Source organism: Bacteroides reticulotermitis JCM 10512 (assembly GCF_000517545.1).
In the GTDB taxonomy this organism is placed as follows: Bacteria; Bacteroidota; Bacteroidia; order Bacteroidales; family Bacteroidaceae; genus Bacteroides; species Bacteroides reticulotermitis.
Map to the genome: position 1 here is coordinate 46,824 of NZ_BAIV01000020.1, position 21,386 is coordinate 68,209.

Annotated in this window: 10 protein-coding genes and 3 pseudogenes; all 13 read left to right on the forward strand. The window is 42.9% G+C overall.

Annotated elements, in window-relative coordinates; all coding sequences use genetic code 11:
• Positions 1 to 18: 18 nt before the first annotated feature.
• Positions 19 to 3,282, forward strand: coding sequence for a SusC/RagA family TonB-linked outer membrane protein (locus JCM10512_RS12715; RefSeq protein ID WP_044163639.1), 3,264 nt, complete (start codon positions 19 to 21; stop codon positions 3,280 to 3,282).
• A 12-nt stretch (positions 3,283 to 3,294) separates the two neighbouring features.
• Positions 3,295 to 4,834, forward strand: a pseudogene (locus JCM10512_RS12720) (RagB/SusD family nutrient uptake outer membrane protein).
• A gap of 12 nt (positions 4,835 to 4,846) precedes the next feature.
• The gene (locus tag JCM10512_RS23965; RefSeq protein WP_244437173.1) at positions 4,847 to 5,926 is read left to right on the forward strand and encodes a fasciclin domain-containing protein; all 1,080 of its coding nucleotides are present in this window, start codon (positions 4,847 to 4,849) and stop codon (positions 5,924 to 5,926) included.
• On the forward strand, positions 5,902 to 6,570 hold the full coding sequence (locus JCM10512_RS23970; protein ID WP_244437175.1) for a DUF5108 domain-containing protein: 669 nt from the start codon (positions 5,902 to 5,904) through the stop codon (positions 6,568 to 6,570). Before JCM10512_RS23965 ends, JCM10512_RS23970 begins: the two co-directional genes overlap by 25 nt.
• The gene (locus JCM10512_RS24860; RefSeq protein WP_369346473.1) at positions 6,557 to 6,928 is read left to right on the forward strand and encodes a hypothetical protein; all 372 of its coding nucleotides are present in this window, start codon (positions 6,557 to 6,559) and stop codon (positions 6,926 to 6,928) included. Before JCM10512_RS23970 ends, JCM10512_RS24860 begins: the two co-directional genes overlap by 14 nt.
• Positions 6,922 to 8,211: a hypothetical protein gene (locus tag JCM10512_RS12730; RefSeq protein WP_369346474.1), complete on the forward strand. Its 1,290-nt coding sequence runs from the start codon at positions 6,922 to 6,924 to the stop codon at positions 8,209 to 8,211. The genes JCM10512_RS24860 and JCM10512_RS12730 overlap by 7 nt, the downstream gene beginning before the upstream one ends.
• Positions 8,212 to 8,230: 19 nt before the next feature.
• Positions 8,231 to 11,366 (forward strand): annotated as a pseudogene (locus JCM10512_RS12735) (SusC/RagA family TonB-linked outer membrane protein).
• Between the two features lie 5 nt (positions 11,367 to 11,371).
• The gene (locus JCM10512_RS12740; protein WP_148298391.1) at positions 11,372 to 12,988 is read left to right on the forward strand and encodes a RagB/SusD family nutrient uptake outer membrane protein; all 1,617 of its coding nucleotides are present in this window, start codon (positions 11,372 to 11,374) and stop codon (positions 12,986 to 12,988) included.
• A 166-nt stretch (positions 12,989 to 13,154) separates the two neighbouring features.
• On the forward strand, positions 13,155 to 15,263 hold the full coding sequence (locus tag JCM10512_RS12745; RefSeq protein ID WP_044163591.1) for a glycoside hydrolase family 95 protein: 2,109 nt from the start codon (positions 13,155 to 13,157) through the stop codon (positions 15,261 to 15,263).
• 85 nt (positions 15,264 to 15,348) lie between these two features.
• A pseudogene (locus JCM10512_RS12750) lies at positions 15,349 to 18,541 on the forward strand (DUF4450 domain-containing protein).
• Positions 18,542 to 18,578: 37 nt separating this feature from the next.
• Entirely contained in the window at positions 18,579 to 19,985 is a 1,407-nt protein-coding gene (locus tag JCM10512_RS12755; RefSeq protein WP_044163593.1) for a glycoside hydrolase family 28 protein, read from the forward strand.
• A 32-nt stretch (positions 19,986 to 20,017) separates the two neighbouring features.
• A complete protein-coding gene (locus JCM10512_RS12760; RefSeq protein ID WP_044163595.1) occupies positions 20,018 to 20,398 on the forward strand; it encodes a hypothetical protein in 381 nt (126 codons plus the stop codon).
• 266 nt (positions 20,399 to 20,664) lie between these two features.
• Complete coding sequence (locus JCM10512_RS12765) at positions 20,665 to 21,360, forward strand: hypothetical protein (RefSeq protein ID WP_044163597.1); 696 nt, start codon at positions 20,665 to 20,667, stop codon at positions 21,358 to 21,360.
• Positions 21,361 to 21,386: the final 26 nt, after the last annotated feature.

Sequence of the window (21,386 nt, forward strand, 5' to 3'; positions counted from 1 at the left end):
ACCGAATTTAATATGATTATGAAATTAATAAGATACATGCTTATCACTTTGCTTTTTCTGGGGACAGAAGAGGTATTTGCCCAGGCACAAGTCATCACCGGTAAGGTGACTGAATTGATGGGAGGAAAAGCGGAACCGATTACCGGAGCGAATATCAATATTATGAATGCCCAGAACCGTTCAGTAGGCGGTGGCATTTCCGACCTCGATGGGGTATATAAATTGCAGATACCTGCCAATGAATCGAATGTGACTTTGGTCTACTCTTTCATTGGTATGAAAACGAAGCGGATCAAGTACACCGGGCAGAAGGTGCTTAATGTACAGCTGGATGCCAATGTACAGACATTGGACGAGGTGGTGATTGGTGCACGCCGTATTCAACGAAATGACATGGGTATCAGCCAAAAGGAACAAGTTACAGCTACCCAAAAGGTGAAGATGGATGATCTCATTTCGATTGCTCCGATTACGACAGTCGAAGAGGCATTGCAAGGCCAATTGGGTGGTGTGGATATTATTACCGGTGGCGGTGATCCCGGTGCTCGTAGCTCTATCCGTATCCGTGGAACAAACTCTTTGAATGCTTCGTCTGAACCGCTGATCGTTATTGACGGGGTTCCTTATTCGACAGATATTGACGAAGACTTCGACTTCTCTACCGCCAATGATGAAGATTTAGGTGCATTGTTAAACATTGCTCCTGCTGATATCGAAGAAGTAGAGGTATTGAAAGATGCTGCTGCTACTGCTATTTGGGGTACAAAAGGAGCGAATGGTGTGTTGGTAATCAAGACAAAGAGAGGATCAACCGGAAAAACACGCTTTGGCTTTAACTCGAAGTTTAGTGCCAAATTTGAACCGACAAGTATTCCGATGCTGAATGGAAAAGAATATACGGCTTTAATGCAGGAAGCGATCTGGAATAGTGCCAATTATGTAGGAATGGCCTCATCAACAAACAAATACTTGAAGCTACTTTATGATACACCCGAAATCGGTAATAATCCGGAGTGGAAATATTATGATGAGTACAATCAAGATACGGATTGGTTGAAAGAAGTACGTAAGAACGCCCTTACTTGGGATAACCAATTCTCAATGAGTGGTGGTGGTGAAAAAGCAACGTATCGTCTCTCTTTGGGCTACCTGACAGAGGGTGGAACAACGATCGGTACGAACATGGATCGTTTGAATACCTCAATGGCAATTGACTACCAGTTTTCGGATAAACTGAAGTTTGGTGTTGACTTCGGATACACCCATACAGACAGAGATGCTAACTGGGCGAATGTGCGTAAGGAAGCATTTACCAAGATGCCGAATAAATCTCCTTACTGGATGGACGACAATGGTGATCGTACGTCACAGTACTTTGCTTATCAAACCAAAGACTGGGAAGGTGTTTTTAATGGTAAAAGCGATGATAAAGCTTATTACTACAATCCCGTGGCAATGGCGAAGGAAAGTGTTAACAAGACGATTCAACGCGAAAGTAAAGTGACGTTCCGCGCAAACTATAAGATTTTGCCCGAACTAAACTATCAGGGATATGTATCTATGCAAATGCGTACGACAAAGAATCGCAAGTTCCTTCCTCAGGTTGCAACAGGTGTAGTCTGGACGGATAAGAGTGCTAACCAGAGTACGGATGCAACTTCCGATCAGTTATCAATGAAGACAGAGAATAAACTATTGTTTACTAAAAACTGGAGCGATAAGCATAGTTTGATCGCTACGGCTTTACTACGTACAGAGCAGATACAAAAATCGAGCTACTCGAGTGTGACATCAGGAAATGCGTCTCCCGGGCTGTCTGATCCGATTGTCGGTAGTACAGTAGAGTCCATCGGATCGGGAGAGTCGGAGACACGTAGCGTGCAGGGTATTGGTTTATTGAACTACACGTTGCTAAACCGCTATGTATTCCAAGGATCTCTTACCATGGAGGGGAATTCAGCTATGGGACGCTCAAACCGTACCGGTTACTTCCCTGTGGCAGGTATTTCCTGGAATATACAGGAAGAGGCGTTTATGGAGAAAACGAAAGATTGGTTGGATGAGGCCAAAATACGTGTCAGTGCCGGACAAAGCGGTAGAGCACCGAGTGGCGCTTCAATCTACTTAGGAGCATTTAGCTCGTTGGGTGAATATATGGACATGCCTGCTATCTATCCGGTGCGTATGCAGTTGGATAAACTGAAATGGGAAACTTCAACCGAATATAACTACGGCTTGGACTTGGGCTTTTTCAAAGGGCGCTTGAAGTTTACCTTCGACTATTATCAAAAGTATGTGAAAGACCTATTGAATAAGGACGTGGAGGTTCCTGCTACCACTGGGTATGCTAATATAAAATTCTATAACTCCGGTAAACTGACAAATAAGGGATGGGAATTCCGTACGGATGCTACTCTCTTGGATAAAAAAGACTGGCGTGTAAGTGCTTATGTAAACTTGAGCCGCAACGTTAATAAGGTGACCGAGCTGCCTAACAATATGACCCAGGAAAACTATTCATTCGGTAATGGTGTATATGGTATCCTTGTGGAAGAAGGCCGTCCATTGGGCTCTTTCTACGGATACCGCTACAAAGGGGTGTATCAGAATCAGGATGCTACGTATGCTCGTGATGCACAAAATGTAGTGATGAACGATGTCTCGGGCAATCCGATCGTAATGAAGAATGGCAATCAGACTGTGTGCCCCGGTGATGCTGTTTACGAAGATATTAATCATGACGGTGTAATTAATGAATATGATATTGTTTATCTAGGCAACTATATGCCGTTAATCACCGGAGGAGCAGGCTTTACCGTTAGATGGAAACAGTTGACGCTGACTACTTTCTTTCACGGGCGTTTCGGCCAGAAAATTATCAATGCCACTCGTATGAATAATGAAGCGATGTACAGTCAGAGTAACCAAAGTCGTGCCACATTGCGTCGTTGGCAGAAAGAAGGTGACATAACCGATATCCCACGGGCACTTTATAGGGAAGGATATAACTACTTGGGTTCCGATCGCTTCGTAGAAGATGCTTCATACGTACGTCTAAAAACGTTATCGTTGGCTTATGCATTGCCCAAAAAGGTATGCCAGCATTGGGGCCTGAATAGTATGAGTGTATTTGTTACTGGTTACAACCTATTTACCTGGACAAAATATACAGGTCAGGATCCGGAGGTTTCTATACCGAGTTCGGCTACCAAATTAGCACAGGATAATGCGAATACTCCTTGTACGATACAGTTCTCTTGCGGTTTGAATTTGAGTTTCTAATATACTATGAATATGAAAAAAGTACTTTATATATGTATGCTTGCAGGTAGTATGCTCTTTAGCGGTTGTAGCGACTGGCTGGATGTATTACCCAAAAACGAGCAAGTAACAGCTAACTATTGGAAAGCGAAAGAAGATGTCGAAGCCGTGCTTGCTTCGGGATATTATTATATGCGTGAGGCAACTCCTTTACTTATTGATTGGGGTGAATTGCGGGCAGGTTCTGTCTACATGTACATCGGGTATGAAGAACAGTATAAACTGATGGACTTTCAATTGATATCTTCTTCAAACTTATGTAAGTGGGAGACTTTTTACAAGATTATCAATATGGCGAACTCTGTAATCACGTATGCCCCCGATGTGGAGGAGAAAGATGAGACATACAGCAATGCTGCGATGCTTTCGCATCAGACAGAAGCCTACTTTATGCGTGCGCTTACTTATTTTTATTTGGTGCGTAATTTCAAAGAAGTGCCTTTGGTGTTGCAGCCTTATGTTGATGATTCGGCACCGTATAGCATTGCCAAGGCCAGTGAGGAGACTCTCATTGCTCAGATTAAAGCAGATATCAATATGGCATTAGAATCGGGCGCTGCTAAAGAATTCTATGATGACGACAAGTGGGCTGGAGCTAGCAAAGGGCGTGCTACGAAGTGGGCGCTATATGCTTGATGGCTGATGTATGCTTGTGGTCGGAAGATTATGAAGGCTGTGTGAAATACGCTGATTACTTAATTAATGCAACAGCTGCCAGACGTCCCGCTTTTATGTCTGTTCCGGAACAGTGGTTCTCTATATTTAATCCGGGAAACAGTAATGAGTCTATTTTTGAGTTGAATTGGGATAAGACGTTGGGACAGACTTCCAAATCGCCCAGTAACTATTTTAAAGTAAGTGTGGTTGCGGATTACCAATTCTCACCGACGATGTTGACACGCCTGATTGAAGAAAAAAATGAAGTAGAAATGCAAATAAAGAATCCAATAAGAAGCGCTTATGGTGCCTATGCATTGTATGGCTTAGAATCGTCGGAAGGACGTCAAGGCGTTATTTGGAAATATAATGGTACAGAGGTAGCTGATATTACAGCCGTGCGTACTACTAGTGACGCTAATCTGATCATCTACCGAATGACTGACGTGTTGCTGATGAAAGCGGAAGCTCTTATTTGGCAAGGTAGTGGACATTGGCGGATGCATTAGCTATTATCAATAAGGTGCGTGTACGTGCCAATTTAAAGGAACTGGATGTGAATCTGTCGGAAACGGACGAGCTCGAAATGCTTGAACTCTTATTGAACGAGCGCGATATAGAATTTGCTGCAGAACTGAAACGCTGGTATGATCTGGTACGCTTCGGGAAAAGTAAATCATATAAGTATAAAGAACAATTTATCACGAAGATTGCGGAAGAAAATTCTTCGGCAAATGATAGTTGGATCCGCTCTGTATTGAAGAATCCGTATGCTTGGTATCTGCCTATTCACAACAATGAGATAGAGGTTAATGCTGCGTTGGTGCAGAACCCGTATTATGGAGTAACCAATTAAAAAATGCGATTTATGAAAAATATACTTAGAGGGTGTGTAGTGGCATTGGTTGCCCTGCTGTATGCATGTAACGATCCCTACGAAAACACAACGTATCAAGTTTACAATATGAATCCGGCCTCGGCTTATTTGGAGAGTCGTCCTGACGACTTTTCTGAATGGGTGAAGGTCTTGAAATATGCCGATTTATTTAATGCAGTGAATCAGGCCACCGAGTCATTTACACTTTTTGTGCCGAACAATGCGGCAGTCAAGGCTTTCTACGAAAAGAAACATGTGAGTACGATCGAAGAATTGGGTAAGGACTATGCTCGTGATTTGGCAAAATACCATATAATCAATGACTCCATCAATCGAGATGTATTTATCGGAGGTGGAAAGTTGGAAAGCAGAACACTATCAGACGATTATCTGACTGTTTCGTTTAATGAAGATGGAGGTGAGGGAGGCGGCTTCAACTCCGTGTTTATGAATAAAGAAGCACGGGTGACTGAATTTGCTACGGAAGTTTCCAATGGATACATCTATGTTTTGGACGCTATGCTTAGCCCGTTGGTAGAAACGGTGTATGAGCGCGTTAACGAAAACAATAAATATGGTATCTTTAAAGAAGTGCTTGACTTGACCGGCTGGAAAGATAGCCTCAATACGGTCTATGATGAAAGCAAGACGCCTGGCGGAGTGGTGACTAAGACAAAACGAAATTATACAACTTTTGCTGTGTCTGATGGTGCCTATCAGCAAGATGGTATCACTTCTGTAGCCGATCTGGTTGCCAAACTGAAAGCAGGAAGCGATTATACCAATGTAGAGAATGACTTATTCCGCTATGCGGCGTATCACGTAATCGAAGGAAACTATTCGCTCTTTGAACTTCAAGAATTTGAAAAAAATGCGACAAAGAAGATGTGGGATACAAAGTCGGGCGTAATGGAAATCTCGAAAGAGTCGGATGGTGAGTATTACATCAACTATGATAGTAAAACTCTGAAGTCACAGTTTGTAGAAGCGACTTCTGATGTGCAGGCAAAGAATGGAATGTTGCATGAAGTGACTAGCTATATGCCATGTGGGAATCAACTACACCTGTAGAAGTGCTGTTCGACTTTTGTAACTATCCGGTGATTAGCTCATATATTGCTGCGGGCAAAGGGACAGCGGGACAAGCCTATCAGACGGCAACGACAAGCAATGAATATCGTACAAATGTGATGAGTCTTTCTTGCTATAATGTGATGTTAGGTCCGTCGGGGCCTGCTAGTACTAGCAGTTGGAATGAAGTGGATTACTTTACCGTAAAAACTGGTAATGCTTTCAAAAATTGTAAATACAACGATATGTTGGTGTTAAACTTAGGCTACTTAGGTACAATTTCCATGAAGACTCCGGCTCTCATCGCAGGTAAGTATAAAGTTACTCTGTATATGGGTTATTCTACTTCTATGAATTTTATTCGTACGATGGGAAGTGGTAGTAACGGTGGTGAAATGATATTCTCTTTCGATAACGAAGATGCTACGAAAATCTATACCAAACCTTTTACGGAGGTGAGTGCGAATACGTTAGGCGTTTATTCGGCTGTAGTATACGAGGAATTGGAGTTTGCTAAAACCGGTGCTCACACCTTTAAGATTGTAATTAACGATCCGACGGCTAGCACAAATAGCAACTTCCGTATGCAATTGGATTATTTATTATTTACCCCAATTATTGACGAATCAAATGAAGACAATTAAATATTTAGTAACAGCGGTACTTCTTTCGGGCAGCTTTTGGAGCTGTACGAATGAGTGGGACACCCATTACGGTGCTGATAGCGAGGTGGTGAATAACGATCAGGTCTCCGTGGTAAATAGTTCTGCGGTTGATTATCTGAAATCGGAAACGGACTTGAGCAATATGTACACCCTATTTCAGGAAACGGGATTGATTGATCAAATGAATGGTAAAGAGCAGCTTTTTACGATCCTGGTTGTCGAAAACTCGGCTGCTACCCGAGCAGAAGCTGATGAAGAACGGTATATCTGGCAAAATCACACATCTCTGATGCATCACTGTCACCATCTAATCTTACTGATGGGCAGCGTGTGTTGATGTGGAATGGCAAATATATAAACGTAAAGAAGGAGATAGAAGCAGGTGTGGAAACGATTTATTTCCAAAACAGCAAGGTTACGAAAATTACGAAAGTAAACAATGGGTATATTTACACAATAGATCAGTATGTCGATTCTCCACGCTCAATGTATGAGTTAATTGAGAGTTTAGGAGATGACTACTCTATCTTCCGTAATATGATTGTTTCGCGTAATGAACGTACTTTCGACAAGGCAGCCAGTCTCCCTATCGGAGTGGACAACACGGGTAGTACCGTATACGACTCTATCTTTGTCATTACCAATCCTTATTTCAAAGCGCAAGGGTTCGATCTTATGTCTGAATCGTTGACAGCTACCATGCTGATACCATCAAATGCTGTAATCGAACAGGCCCTATCCGATGCCCGTGCGAGTTTGAATGAATGGGGGTTGACTCGTGTCGATTCTATTATGGAAAACTGGATTTTCCAATCGGCATTCTTTAATAAGAAGTATGTGAAACAGGATTTTGCAGATAATGAAGATCTTACTTCTATTTTCAGCAAACAATGGAGAACAACGATTCAAAAAGTCGATCTGGACGAACCGGTGTCGATGAGTAATGGTGTAGCTTACTATATAAACTCGATGAAGATTCCAACGAACGTGTTGATTTATCGCTTGAAAGATTATATGAAGTACTATGAGCTCTTGAACGAAACGGAAAAAGCAAGCTACTTTGATGCAACTAACTTGACATATAGTAAAACGGCAACAGAGGTTACAGCTTGGTCAGGCTGGCCGGCAGCAGGATTCCCTTATATTGAAAACCGGGTGGTTTACTTCAACCTAACGGATAACACTCTTAAGGAATTTACGCTGAATTTTGTGCCATTCCATTATAAAGACCTAACCGCCGGTTCTCATGAAACAACCCCGTATTTAATTCCCCCGGGTGAATATGATCTCTGTCTCGGATTCAAACAAAAGCTTGGACATGATGTGGCAGTAGCTTTCAACGGTGAGTATATAAATACGATTACCGCGTCAGAACTGACCTCGACTACCTATCACTATGATCGTGGTGGACAAGGATATCCCGAGGGGTATGATACTTCGAAAGCAACGGATAGTAAGAAAACGAACTACGACCGTGATGGAGGTAAAGTCGGAGTGGTAACAATTACTGGTACTGAGGCTGTTCCGGTGACGATCACTTTGAGTTGCCCTAATATGGACACCAAAACGAGCACCCTATTTCACCATTGGTGTTTGAAACCGACGAAGAACTGTTATTAATGTTGATAAGTAAATGGATATGAAAAATATAAAAATTACATTGATGAGCCTTCTGCTCTTTTTGTCTGCGGCTGAAGTATGCGGACAAAAAGTGCACAAGATTAGCGGAAAGATCCTGTCATCGTTTCATCAGCCTATTGAGGGGGCTATTGTGAACATTCCGGGGGGTAAAGAAGCAATCACTACGGGAGAGGGAACTTTCCATATAGAGTCGAAAAAGGATATAAAGCAGGTCTCTGTCTGGGCAGTTGGTTATTATCCGGTTACTCAGTTAGTGAATGGGCGTGAGGAAGTTGTCATTATGATGGTTCCTGAAGATCGCTACAAATATAATGAGTCGACTGTACTTCCTTTCCGTCAGGAATCTACGAGATCTGAGCAAACTACAGCTACAAATATCACAAAGAAGGACTTTACAACAGGAGTTAGAAAGATCGACCAGGCTTTGACTGGACAAGTAGCAGGATTGCAGACCACTCGTACCGGTGGAATGCCAGGCGAAGGTAGTTATATGAATCTACGCGGTATTCGTTCGCTAGTAGGAGCCAATGCACCGTTGGTAGTTATCAATGGTGTTCCTCATCTACCCGATACGCATGAATCGCAGTTGATTAACGGATTTTCGAGAGATATCTTTCAAGCTTATAATATTCAAGATATTCAGAATATTACTGTGCTGAAAGGGGCGGAAGCTTCTATGTATGGTTCAATGGGATCTAACGGCGTTATTTTGATTGAAACCGACGGAGCAGCTCTAATGACTTGGAAACGAAAATTAGTTTCTACGGTCAATATGGTGTGAGTTGGAACGATAAGCGGATGCCTTTACTGAAAGGAACAGATTATAAATCATACCTTTCAGATGTGGGCCTGACGTATTATGATAACATGGGAGACTTCTTTACGGCATTCCCTTTCATGAGTGATCCGAATAATAAGTATAACTATTTGTATAATAATAAAACTGATTGGCAGGATAAGATCTACAAGAATGGTTTTGTAACAGATAATCTGTTTCGTGTTGAGGGTGGTGATGCCATCGCTAAATATGACCTCTCTCTCGGGTATGCTATGGAAAATGGTATATTGGAGAAAACCAAGTCACAGCGTTACCATACACAGTTGAATACCAATGTGCTTATTAGCAAGAAAATAGAGATGTTTGTAACGGCTGGTTTAGCTATATGAGTGGTAACTATCAAGAGCAAGGTATGATTTCGCAAACGAATCCCATCTTGGCAGCTTACGCACAATCTCCATTGTTGAGTCCATATAAGAAAGACGATAGTGGTAATACACTGGCTACGTACTCTTCTTATTATTACGGGAACAATCAGAATACAGATTTCTTAACTAGTAATCCATTGGCCATTGTTAATACGCTGGATGCTCGCAATCGCCAGTATGAAGTAAACGTAAGAGCTGGTGTCACTTATAAGCCACTTACGGGACTAGAACTTACGGGAATGGTTGGCGTATATTACAACTATAACAACGAACATCTATTTGTACCAGGGATCACAGATCAGAGTATTCGTCCATTCTTTGACCAATACGGAAGTGCAAACAATACGGTAGAAGAGGGTGTGGGAGAAACCTATAATTTCTTTTATAATTTGAACGGACGCTATCAGAAGACTTTCAATCATATACATAAACTGAATGTGTTGGCAGGTGCGCAAGTACTGACCACGAAGAATGAATATGATGCCGGAAGTGGACGTAATACGGCGAATGACTTCTACCAGACTTTGGGAAGTACACAATCTGTTGGCCGTTATTTTCACGGTTATGTTGATAAATGGAACTGGATGAATTTTTATGCACACGCTGATTATACATATAATGAGATGCTATCCGCTTCTGTGAATATGGCAGTAGATGGTTCTTCTTCATCGGGAACTTACGGCAATCGTTTCTATATGTATCCATCTGTAGCATTGGCATGGTTGGGTAAAGGCTGGCTTCCGCTTTCCAATTCTACATTTGTGAACCGTTTGAATGTGCGTGCCGAATATGGAATGACCGGTAATAGCCGTTATTCTTCCACGCTCGGAAAGTATTATTATACAAGTTTGCCTTATCAGGAAATCTCGGGTATAGTACGCGGCAATGTTTCTAATACATACTTAAAGCCCGAGAAGAATAAGCAGCTGAATCTCGGCTTAGATTTGACACTTTGGAATAATCGTATTGACTTGTCAGTAGATTACTATAACAACCAGACTACAGATGTAATCTTTGCAATTCCACAATCTTCTGTTTACGGAAGTAATAAGTACTATGATAACTGTGGAAAGATTGAAAATCAAGGTGTCGAATTGTCTTTGCAAGCTTCTCTAGTTCGTACACGTGACTTTGAATGGATTGTTGGTGGTAACATCGCTCGTAATAAAGGGAAAGTTAAATCACTAGGTGGTGTAGATCAACTAGTAAATACGTATAGTGATGGTGCTCAGATTGTTACGCAGGTAGGATCTGATCCATATCAATTCTACGGCTATCAGGCTGCCGGTGTGTTTGCAACAAAGGCTGAAGCAGCAGAGGCTAATCTCGTAAGTAGTACAGGACGTTCTTTTGAAGCTGGTGATGTACACTTTATAGACCAGAATGGCGATCATCGTATTGACGATAAAGATCGTGTGGCTTTGGGAAGTTCGGCTCCGAAATATTTTGGAGGTTTTTTTACTCGCATTGCTTACAAATCATTTGCCCTTTCTGCTGAATTCTCTTATTCAAAAGGAAATAAGGCTTATAATGCTGTAAGACGTGACTTGGAATCACTCTCTACATTAGGAAATCAAAGTGAAGCGGTGATAAATCGTTGGAGTCTGGAAGGACAACAAACTTCTATGCCGCGTGCACAATGGGGTGATCCTGTGGGTAACAGTGATTTTTCTTCTCGTTGGATTGAGGACGCTTCTTACGTACGTATGAAAAACATCACATTCAGCTACAGTTTCGATAAAAAGTTCCTGAACTTCTTCCGTTCCGGTACTTTGTATGTGACTGGTGAGAACCTGATTACTGCTACTAAGTATTTGGGTATGGATCCGGAGTTCTCTTATTCCTATGACGATATGATACAAGGGTTTGACTATGCGAAACTGATGCAACCCAAATCGGTTAAATTCGGTGTAAACTTGAAATTCTAATGACAATGAAAAAGTATATTTGGAAATGTTTATTGCTTTCGATGGTAATAACATTGGGAGCATGTGAAAGTTTCTTCAATGTAGAAACAGACAACGTATTGGATCATGACGACTACATCTCCCAGGAGAGCGAAATGTATGCCGGCTATATCGGTATCATGACAAAAGTGCAAGCTATCGGTGATAAGGCAATCTACCTAACTGATACGCGAGGTGAATTGTTAGAGCCAACTAAAAATGCAAAGAGCGAATTGTATAGTCTATACAATTATGAGACGGATTTGACCGGTAATTCATATGCCGATCCGGCAGCCTATTATGATGTAATCATCGCTTGTAACGATTATTTGCTGCGTATTTATGAATATAAAGAAAAGAACAAGACTTCTGTCAATATCGATCATTACCAAGCATTGGTTAGTTGTACGTTGCGTGTGAAGGCGTGGGTGTATTTGACTTTGGGTAAGGTATACGGAGAGGCTGTATGGTTTGATGATCCGATGCGTGAGAAGAAAGACTTATCTCAATTTCCTTTGAAGAATTTGGATGAGATTGTAACGTCTTGCAAGGAATTATTGGTTAATGGATTCGATGGCGTTAATGGCCGTCTGTCCATCTCTTGGAAGGAATGGCTGGACCCTGAAACAGAAACGAGTGAAAGTATCTATCGATATTGGGATAGTATGACACCTGAATACTTCGCATTGTATGCAGAGCTTTGTTTATGGAGCGGCGAGTATCAGAAGACAGTCGACCTAATTCTATCCGCTATGAATGCAAGATTTGCAGCTACGGTAAATGATGCGACCCCTTGGATGCGTAACGATAAGATTGGTGGCGTGTACGGTACTATTTGGAATCTGCTGAATCCGGCACCACAAGAAACGGTATCCGCTATTTTATATGACTATACGCAGAATCAAACGAATAGTTTGCTGAAACATTTCGGATCGGAATACCCCAATGAATATTTGTTGGCTCCGTCGACAGTCGGAAGAACTCGTTTTTCAGACACGAGCTTTAACCCACTCGGAGGTGCTGCTGCTGATAGACGTGAGGGGGTAACCTTTGCAAAAGATGCTGCCGGTAATTATGTAATTCAGAAGTTCCGCCCGATTAGTAAACCCGCGCGTGCAAATGCGTATCAGGACGATGTACACATCTATATTTACCGTGCAGGTGAATTGTACTGTATGTTAGCTGAGGCTCTTAACAACTTGGGTAGAACTGCTGAGGCTTCTGCATTGATTAATGCAGGTATCAATGGCTCATTCCCGAATGGAGGAGTTAGCTGGGCAGGCTTTACCGATGCATGGACAACAGCATGGCGTGTTGGTGAAAAGAACCGTACCTATGCAGACAAGGGAGTACGTGGAATATTTGGTTTGGCGAATCGTAAATTTACGGACGATCAGCAGGCTAACGATATGCAAATATTGGACGAGATGATGTTGGAATTCCCTTGTGAAGGCAAGATCTATCCGGCAATGATTCGCATGGCTAAACGCTATAACGATTATAATATTATAGCAGATCGCGTTTGTCCGAAGTATACCAATCCCGAAGATATTCGTGCTAAGATTCTTGCAGGTGGTTACTTTCTGCACTGGAACCTAAAGTAAGAGTTAGTTAATCTTTCGTCCCTTGCGACAAGTGGTTCCTATCTGGAAGAGATTTTCTATTCCGGGAGAACTAAAGAATTTGTCACAAGGGACGAAACCTTTTTTGTCAACTCCTTATGCTTTAATAAAATACTATCTTTGTCATAAATTCTATAACAATTCAATCATGAAGAACTTTCTTTACCCTTTGATGGGCCTTGTGGTAACAGCTTGTGGAGCAGGAAAGCAATCACCTATTGATCGCGAAGCGCTTGTTACGCGAAATAGTCCTGTTGTCACTTCATTTGACTCGCTAGCTTCTCTTTCCGTAGGTAATGGTGAGTTTGCTTATACGGTCGATGTAACCGGTCTTCAAACCTTCCCCGATTCTTATAAAAAAGGGGTGCCATTGGGCACACAAAGTCAATGGGGATGGCATAGCTTTGCTAATCCGGAACAATTACGCGCCGAAGAAACATTGAAAGAGTATGATTTTGGGCGTGGCAAGATGGAACCTTATGCTACTCAGTTCAATGAAAAGGGTAGAGCGCAAGACGCGGCTAACTGGTTTCGTGTCAATCCGCATCGTCTCCATTTAGGGATCATCGGTTTTGAGTTACCGCAAGGAACAGATATTTCACAGATTAAAGATATTCGTCAGACACTCGATCTCTGGAAAGGGTGCATTAACAGTAATTTCCAATTAGGTGGCAACAACTATCGGGTTGAGACGGTATGTCATCCCTCGGCTGACCTCATGGCAGCACGTATCAGCAGTAAGGCACACACGGGCATCTGTTTCCGTTTTCCTTATCCTACTGGTGGGCACTGCGATGATGCTTGTAATTGGGAAGCTAATGATTTACACAATACGACGATTGTTAGTACAGACGAACATTCCGCTGTGCTGAAGAGAGAATTGGACGCTACGGTTTACTACGTCACGGTGCGCTGGGAAGGGAAAGCTGAGTGGGTTGAGAAAGGTAAGAATTACTTCGTACTGACTCCTGCTGTCGATGACTTTTCATTTACCTGTGCCTTTACTTCAGAAGCTCCTTCTACCTTGGCCGATACGGCTACTCAGACGCAGGAAGCAGCAGCAGCCCATTGGACAGACTTCTGGAAGTCTGGTGGAGCAGTCGATTTCTCAGAATGTACGGACGTGCGTGCCAAAGAACTGGAACGCAGGGTCGTACTTAGCCAATACCTACTTGCTATTCAATGTGCCGGAACTACTCCTCCGCAGGAAACAGGACTGACATATAACTCTTGGTTTGGGAAGTTTCACCTGGAAATGATTTGGTGGCATCAGGCACAATTTGCGTTGTGGAATCGTTCAGAACTGCTCGATCGCACATTGGGCTGGTATGAGAAAGTAGAACCGGTAGCACGTGAGATTGCCCGTCGGCAAGGCTTTGATGGCGTACGATGGATGAAAATGACGGATCCTTCCGGCAAAGAAGCCCCCTCCAAGGTAGGTAGTTTTCTCATTTGGCAACAGCCACATCTTATCTATATGACCGAACTCTTGTACCGTGCCAATCCATCGAAAGAAATATTGGAAAAGTACAATCGTCTGGTGCAGGAAACAGCTGCGTTTATGTATTCTTTTGCTACCTATGAGGAACTGGAAGGGCGCTTCGTGTTGAAAGGGGCAATTCCTGCGCAAGAAACATTGCGTGCTGCCGAAACAGTGAATCCTCCATTCGAACTCTCTTACTGGCATTTCGCTTTAGAAACCGCTCAGAAATGGCGTGAGCGTATGGGAGAGAAGCGTAATCTGGAGTGGGATGAGATGATTGATAAACTTTCTCCGTTGGCATACAATGAAGATGGGCTCTACTTAGCTGCCGAAACTGCGACAGATACATATAAAGACATCCGTTTTACATCCGACCACATGGCAGTGCTTGGAGCAGCGGGTATCCTTCCTATGAACAAATTGATACGCGAAGACTACATGAAGAATACCTTGCATTGGATCTGGGACAACTGGAACTGGGGCAAGACGTGGGGATGGGATTATCCAATGACTGCGATGAACGCTACCCGCATGGGAGAACCGGAGAAAGCTGTCGGTGCTTTGTTAATGGATAAGCGGACGAATACCTATCTGGTAAATGGACACAACTATCAAGACGGCCGCTTACGTGTGTACCTACCGGGTAACGGTGGTTTGCTTACGGCGGTTGCTTTGATGTGTGCCGGCTGGGATGGATGTACGGTTACCAATCCGGGATTCCCTAAAGACGGAACATGGAACGTGCGTTGGGAAGGTTTAAAACCGTTGCCATAAGTTGTTATCTAAAGAACATACCATGAAGATTTTACATACTACTATTCAAAAATATGCTATTTATTTCTGCGGAATCGGCTGTTTAATGCCGATTCCCCTTACCGCTCAGTTTAAACAACAGGGTGACGTAATAGAATCTGTTTCACAACACGACCCCTCACAGAAGAAACAACGTACCTTGCAGTATCGCCCTGAAGGAGATGCATTTGTCAGTGTGAACGGGAAGAATCGTTTTACCCGTGCATTGTATGGTGGGCACACACCGTTCAGACTCGAAACGAGTGATGTGCCTGTTTTTGCCATCTATGACAATGGCATGCAGGGAAATATTAGCTTTAGCCTACAACTTGCTGACGGTACAATATTACCTTTTGATCAAGTGGCTCATTGCGAAGCTCGCTATCAGGGTGGCAAGCGATCCTATTTGCTCACGGACTGCTTGGGGAAAGGGAGAAGTACGGATGGAAGTTCTTGCATTGTCTGATGCAGATGGGGCTATTTGGAAGATTAGCTCTACAGCCCTGCCCAAAGGATCTATCATTAAGTGGCAGCACGGTGGCATCACCGGCAAACGATTTAGCCGCAATGGAGATATGGGCGTCGACCCGAAAGATTGTTTCGAGTTGAAACCCGATGCGAATGATTTGATTATAGGAAAATTGGCTATCAATAAAGAGGTCTATTTGATACGGGGGAAAGTAGAAGGGTTGCGAGCTTCTGCGGCACTATTTGCTAAAGCAGAGAAGGCTCGTACAGAACTGACTTCCCGCTTTCGGATAGAGACCCCTGATGCCTATATGAATACGTTGGGAGGTGCTTTGATGGCGGCCGCTGACGGAATTTGGGACGGTGAGGTGTGGCTGCACGGAGCTATTGGTTGGCGAATGCCGCTGAGTGGTTGGAGAGCAGCTTATACGGGAGACGCTTTGGGATGGCACGACCGCGCACGCACACACTTCAATGCTTATGCCAATAGTCAGGTGACGGAAGTCCCCAACACGATACCTCATCCTGCACAAGATCCTGAAATGAATCTGGCACGGTCGGAAAAGGAATGGGGGACACCTCAGTATAGTAATGGATATATCTGTCGGAATCCGAATAAGAATAATCAGATGCATCATTACGACATGAATCTTTGCTACATCGATGAACTGTTGTGGCATTTCAACTGGACGGGAGACAAAGAGTATGTCCGTAAGATGTGGCCGGTACTTACCCGTCACCTCGCTTGGGAAAAGCTAAACTATGATCCGAACAACGATGGATTGTATGACGCTTATGCGTGTATCTGGGCGAGTGATGCGCTCTATTACAACAGTGGTGCTGTTACGCATTCTACAGCTTATAACTATCGCTCTAACAAAACTGCGGCTCTTTTGGCAGAACTAATTGGTGAAGATCCCGCTCCCTACCGAGCAGAAGCGGAGAAAATATTGGCAGCTGTGAATAAACGTCTTTGGATGCCATCCGCCGGTTGTTGGGCAGAGTATGAGGACTTCATGGGGCATCGCCGCTTGCATGAGAGTCCCGGAGTATGGACCATCTATCATGCTATTGATGGTGAGACAGCCGACCCGTTCCAAGCGTATCAGGCAACCCGTTACGTCGATACAGAGATTCCTCACATTCCGGTTGAAGCCGATGGCCTGGATGGAACATACGCAACGATTGCTACTACGAATTGGCTACCCTATTCATGGAGTGTGAATAATGTTGCTTTTGCGGAAGTGATGCACACAGCGTTAGCTTACTTTCTGGCCGGTCGTCCAGAAGAAGGATATCGATTGATGAAAAGTTCTGTGCTCGATGGTATGTATCTGGGCGATAGCCCCGGAAACTTTGGGCAGATTAGTACATACGACGCCGCACGTGGAGAGTGCTACCGAGACTTCGGTGATCCGGTTGGTGTAGCTTCGCGTTTATTGGTACAAGGCTTATTTGGTATTATACCCGATGCTCTGAATGGCAAACTATTGATTCGTCCGGGATTTCCCACAGCATGGGATCATGCATCAGTGGCACTGCCCGAGATCGCATATAACTTCCGTCGCGTGGACGATACTGACACCTACTGTATCGAACAGCATCGCCCGACGTCGTTGGCTTTGACACTTCAGGTCAATGCAACGCGAGAAAAGATTAAAACAGTGAAGGTAAATGGAAAAGAAGTTGCCTGGAATTTCGTTTCTGCTGCTGCGGGCTATCCGGTTATTGCCGTAACTGCTCCTGCTGTAGCGAAAGCTGTCGTAGAGATTTGTTGGGAAGGTGCTTCGTTAGGAGTTCCCCGTACGGAAATAAGTTATCGTTCTGGAGCAGCTTTCTCTCTTCCCGCTTCCGATGGAATCACTTTCAAAGAAATATTTGATCCACAAGGCGTATTGGTGCAACCTATACTTATAGCAAATCATTTATCAGGTCAGGTGCTAGGAAAGCCGGGACATCGTACACTTTTCCTGCGTTTGCAACAGGGCGAGATGCAATGGTGGCAACCGGTGAATGTTATTATAGAGAAAAACCAGAGAGAAGTACCGGGTGCTTTACCTTATGCGCAGGTAGATGCTTCACAATGTCGGCCGGTAGTGATGGATGTAGCTTTCAATGCGAAGGTTACGGATATTTTCCGCAATGAGTATCTCACTCCCCGTTCGCCCTACACTACTTTGCAGTTGCCCAAGCAAGGTATCGGTGAATGGTGTCATCCGAAACTAATAGCCGAAATTGACGATTCGGGGCTACGAGCACCCTATCGCAACGGACTATTCGATACCGGTTTGGGAGTACAATTCCGCACACCTTCCGAAGGGGCTAATATTGCGTTTACATCTTTATGGGACAACTATCCGGACAGTCTGGCCGTACCCTTAAGTGGAACAGCTTCTCATGCCTATCTGATGTTGGCAGGAAGTACCAATCATATGCAGTGTCGCATTGCCAACGGAGTAATCCGTGTGTATTACGAAGATGGTACTTCGGATACGTTGGAATTGGTTAATCCGGATAATTGGTGTCCGATAGAACAAGACTTCTTCATCGACGGACAAGCTTTCCATACCACAGCCCCACGTCCTTACCGCTTTCATTTGAAATCAGGATTGGTAAGCAATGACTTGGGCAAAGCATTGAAAATTGACGGTGTTTACGGCCGAGCTATTGAAGGTGGAGCAGGCGTATTACTCGATATGCCACTAAATCCATCGAAGAAGTTGAATCGATTGACACTGGAAACAGTAGCGAACGATGTTGTGATTGGCTTGATGGGGATTACCCTTCAATAAGAAAGAAATTGTAGTATTTAATATAAAATTCAAACGAATGACAAAAAGACTTTTACATGTTTGGTTATTGTTACTGGTAGTAACGCTAGCCCGTGCTAATTCAATTGATTTTGATAAAGCCTTTAAGGAAAGTGCGAAGATCGAAAAACAAATTAAGCGCACTTCATTCCCAAAACGTACATTCTCTATTACTGATTTTGGTGCGAAGCCGGATCATGAAGCAGAACCTTGCCACGAGGCCATCAATCAAGCAATTCTTCAATGCAGCCTGGCAGGTGGAGGAACTGTGATTGTACCGAAGGGAACATTCTATACGGGACCGATCACGCTGAAGAGCAATGTCAACTTCCATATGGAAGAAGGAGCAGTCTTAAAATTCTCTACAGATCAGAGTTTATATTTTCCGGCTGTCCTGACACGTTGGGAAGGGGTTGATTGCTACAATGCGCGTCCGATGATTTATGCTTATGGTGAGAGTAATATTGCGATTACCGGCAAAGGGATTATTGACGGACAAGGTGCCATGGATACTTGGTGGCCTATGTGTGGTGCAGCAAAGTATGGTTGGAAAGAAGGAATGGTAGCTCAGCGCAACGGCGGTCGTGAACGATTGTTGATGTATGCTGAAACCTCTACACCGATCTATAAACGTTTGATGACACCGGAAGACGGTATGCGTCCCCAGCTATTGAATCTCTACGCTTGTCACACCATATTGATTGAAGATGTGACGTTGCTCAATTCACCATTCTGGGTAATTCATCCTCTTTTCTGCGAAAGCTTGATCGTGCGTGGTGTAACCGTGTTTAATCGGGGACCTAACGGTGACGGATGTGATCCGGAATCATGCAAGAACGTTTTGATTGAAAACTGCCTGTTTGATACGGGTGACGACTGTATTGCCATTAAGTCGGGTCGCAATGAAGACGGACGTAAGTGGGGAGTTCCCAGTGAAAACATAATTGTTCGTGGCTGTACGATGAAGAATGGACACGGTGGCGTGGTGATTGGTAGTGAGATCTCTGGTGGCTACCGCAACCTCTTTGTGGAAAACTGCCAGATGGATAGTCCTGATTTGGATCGTGTTATCCGTATCAAGACTAGTACTTGTCGGGGAGGACTTATTGAGAATGTGTTTGTACGCAATATCACAGTCGGACAATGTCGGGAAGCCGTGCTTCATATCAATCTACAATACGAGAATCGGGAGAAGTGCAAGCGTGGCTTTGATCCGGTAGTACGTAATGTGCATTTGAAAAACGTAACCTGTGAAAAGAGCCAGTTTGGAGTGATGGTTATTGGACTGGATGACGACAAACATGTTTATAATATTAGTGTAGAAGATTCTCACTTTAATAATGTGTCCAAAGATAGAAACGATATCAAGGGAGCTAAAGATGTTACTTTTAAGAACTTGTATATCAACGGAAAACTGGTGGAATAGAAGATTGTTATACTAAATCAGGGTCCCTGGATATGAATGAAAAAGAAAATTTAGAAGAATCCCAATGTTTTGTTTTAAATATACAAAAGAATTGGAGAACAACCTATGATGCGCAGGTTTATATCACATCTTTATCTGTAATAAGCAATAATGATTGGAATAAATTAGAACAGTGGATAAATCTTCATCAGGATGCCTTCGTTTATAAGTTAAGACGTTATTATCCTATGCTTTCAGAAGATGACATACGTATCATCCTTTTGTTACGTATTGATTTTAATAATGCTCAAATAACAGAGTTGTTCCACATCTTAGGGAGTTCTTTCAGGATACGCCGTTGTAGATTAAAAAAGAAAATGAATGTTACCTGTGAATCTATCACCGATTTTATTAAATCATTGCATTTAGAATGATTTTTCTTTAAAAACCATATACAAAATGCGTACACTAGCCGATGTATACGCATTTGTATACGGTTGATCTTTTCATTCTAATTTATAAATGTTTTTCTTTGCTGAGGCAAGAGAGATAAACTTTTATTTGTACTAATATTATGGAAAATGTAGTCCATTGTCTTTTGGAGTATAGGTAGAGCTAAAAATGGGTAAACGATTATTTATTAATATGTGACATTCCGTTGAAAAACATTCAATATTATTAATCTTTAAAAGTAATTCTTATGAAAAAATGGAAGATTTTCTGTTCTATGGCTGCATTAACAATTTTAATCAGCATTTCTGTTCTTAGTTGTCAGACGAATGATGCTGATGATTTCCCTCAAGAGGCAGTAGATCTGACTGCTGCTGATCTCTTTATTGCTTCGGAAGCCTATCATAAACTAGAAAAAGAAGTCGGGAAAGATATGAGAAGAGAACGAAGTGCTATTTCCAAATTGTCCAAAGAAGAGTTGGAACGGTATCGCTTACTCCAGAAAGAGATGCTTAACTTCGAGACCTATGCTGATGCAATCGCTCAATTAAAGGTCTTAACAGGATATGATTATCAAACTAATCGTGATCGTATCTCTTCCTTGGTCGGGGAGGTTTTTAAAGATGTGAATTTTACTAAATTAGAATTGATGCGGGCCCGACAAAAAAGTCGAATGCATAAAATTGCGATTACACGAACTGAAACCAATGAGGAATTACGCATACAATGCAAGGCGGAATGTGACAAAGAATCTAAAGAATCTATAATCTGGTGCACTGAAAATTTCCTTGATTGTGTTAGGGATTTGCCTTCTAATCAATACCCTGGTACTCCCGGTTACGCCCATTGTGAATGGGTGCGGGAAGTGTGTCTAAACGCTCAAGAAGATAGAGTGAATGCTTGTAAGCGTGCCTGTGATGAAAGTTATCCCGATGAGAAAAAATAGATGATTTCGTTAATTGTAGGAAATTA

Bases quoted from the DNA above. Each gene is read 5' to 3' on its own strand.
- JCM10512_RS12745 (WP_044163591.1), top strand. From the start codon at position 13,155: ATGAAGAACTTTCTTTACCCTTTGATGGGCCTTGTGGTAACAGCTTGT.
- JCM10512_RS24860 (WP_369346473.1), top strand. From the start codon at position 6,557: ATGAAGACAATTAAATATTTAGTAACAGCGGTACTTCTTTCGGGCAGC.
- JCM10512_RS12760 (WP_044163595.1), top strand. From the start codon at position 20,018: ATGAATGAAAAAGAAAATTTAGAAGAATCCCAATGTTTTGTTTTAAAT.
- JCM10512_RS23965 (WP_244437173.1), top strand. From the start codon at position 4,847: ATGAAAAATATACTTAGAGGGTGTGTAGTGGCATTGGTTGCCCTGCTG.
- JCM10512_RS12765 (WP_044163597.1), top strand. From the start codon at position 20,665: ATGAAAAAATGGAAGATTTTCTGTTCTATGGCTGCATTAACAATTTTA.
- JCM10512_RS12755 (WP_044163593.1), top strand. From the start codon at position 18,579: ATGACAAAAAGACTTTTACATGTTTGGTTATTGTTACTGGTAGTAACG.
- JCM10512_RS12715 (WP_044163639.1), top strand. From the start codon at position 19: ATGAAATTAATAAGATACATGCTTATCACTTTGCTTTTTCTGGGGACA.
- JCM10512_RS12740 (WP_148298391.1), top strand. From the start codon at position 11,372: ATGAAAAAGTATATTTGGAAATGTTTATTGCTTTCGATGGTAATAACA.
- JCM10512_RS23970 (WP_244437175.1), top strand. From the start codon at position 5,902: ATGTGGGAATCAACTACACCTGTAGAAGTGCTGTTCGACTTTTGTAAC.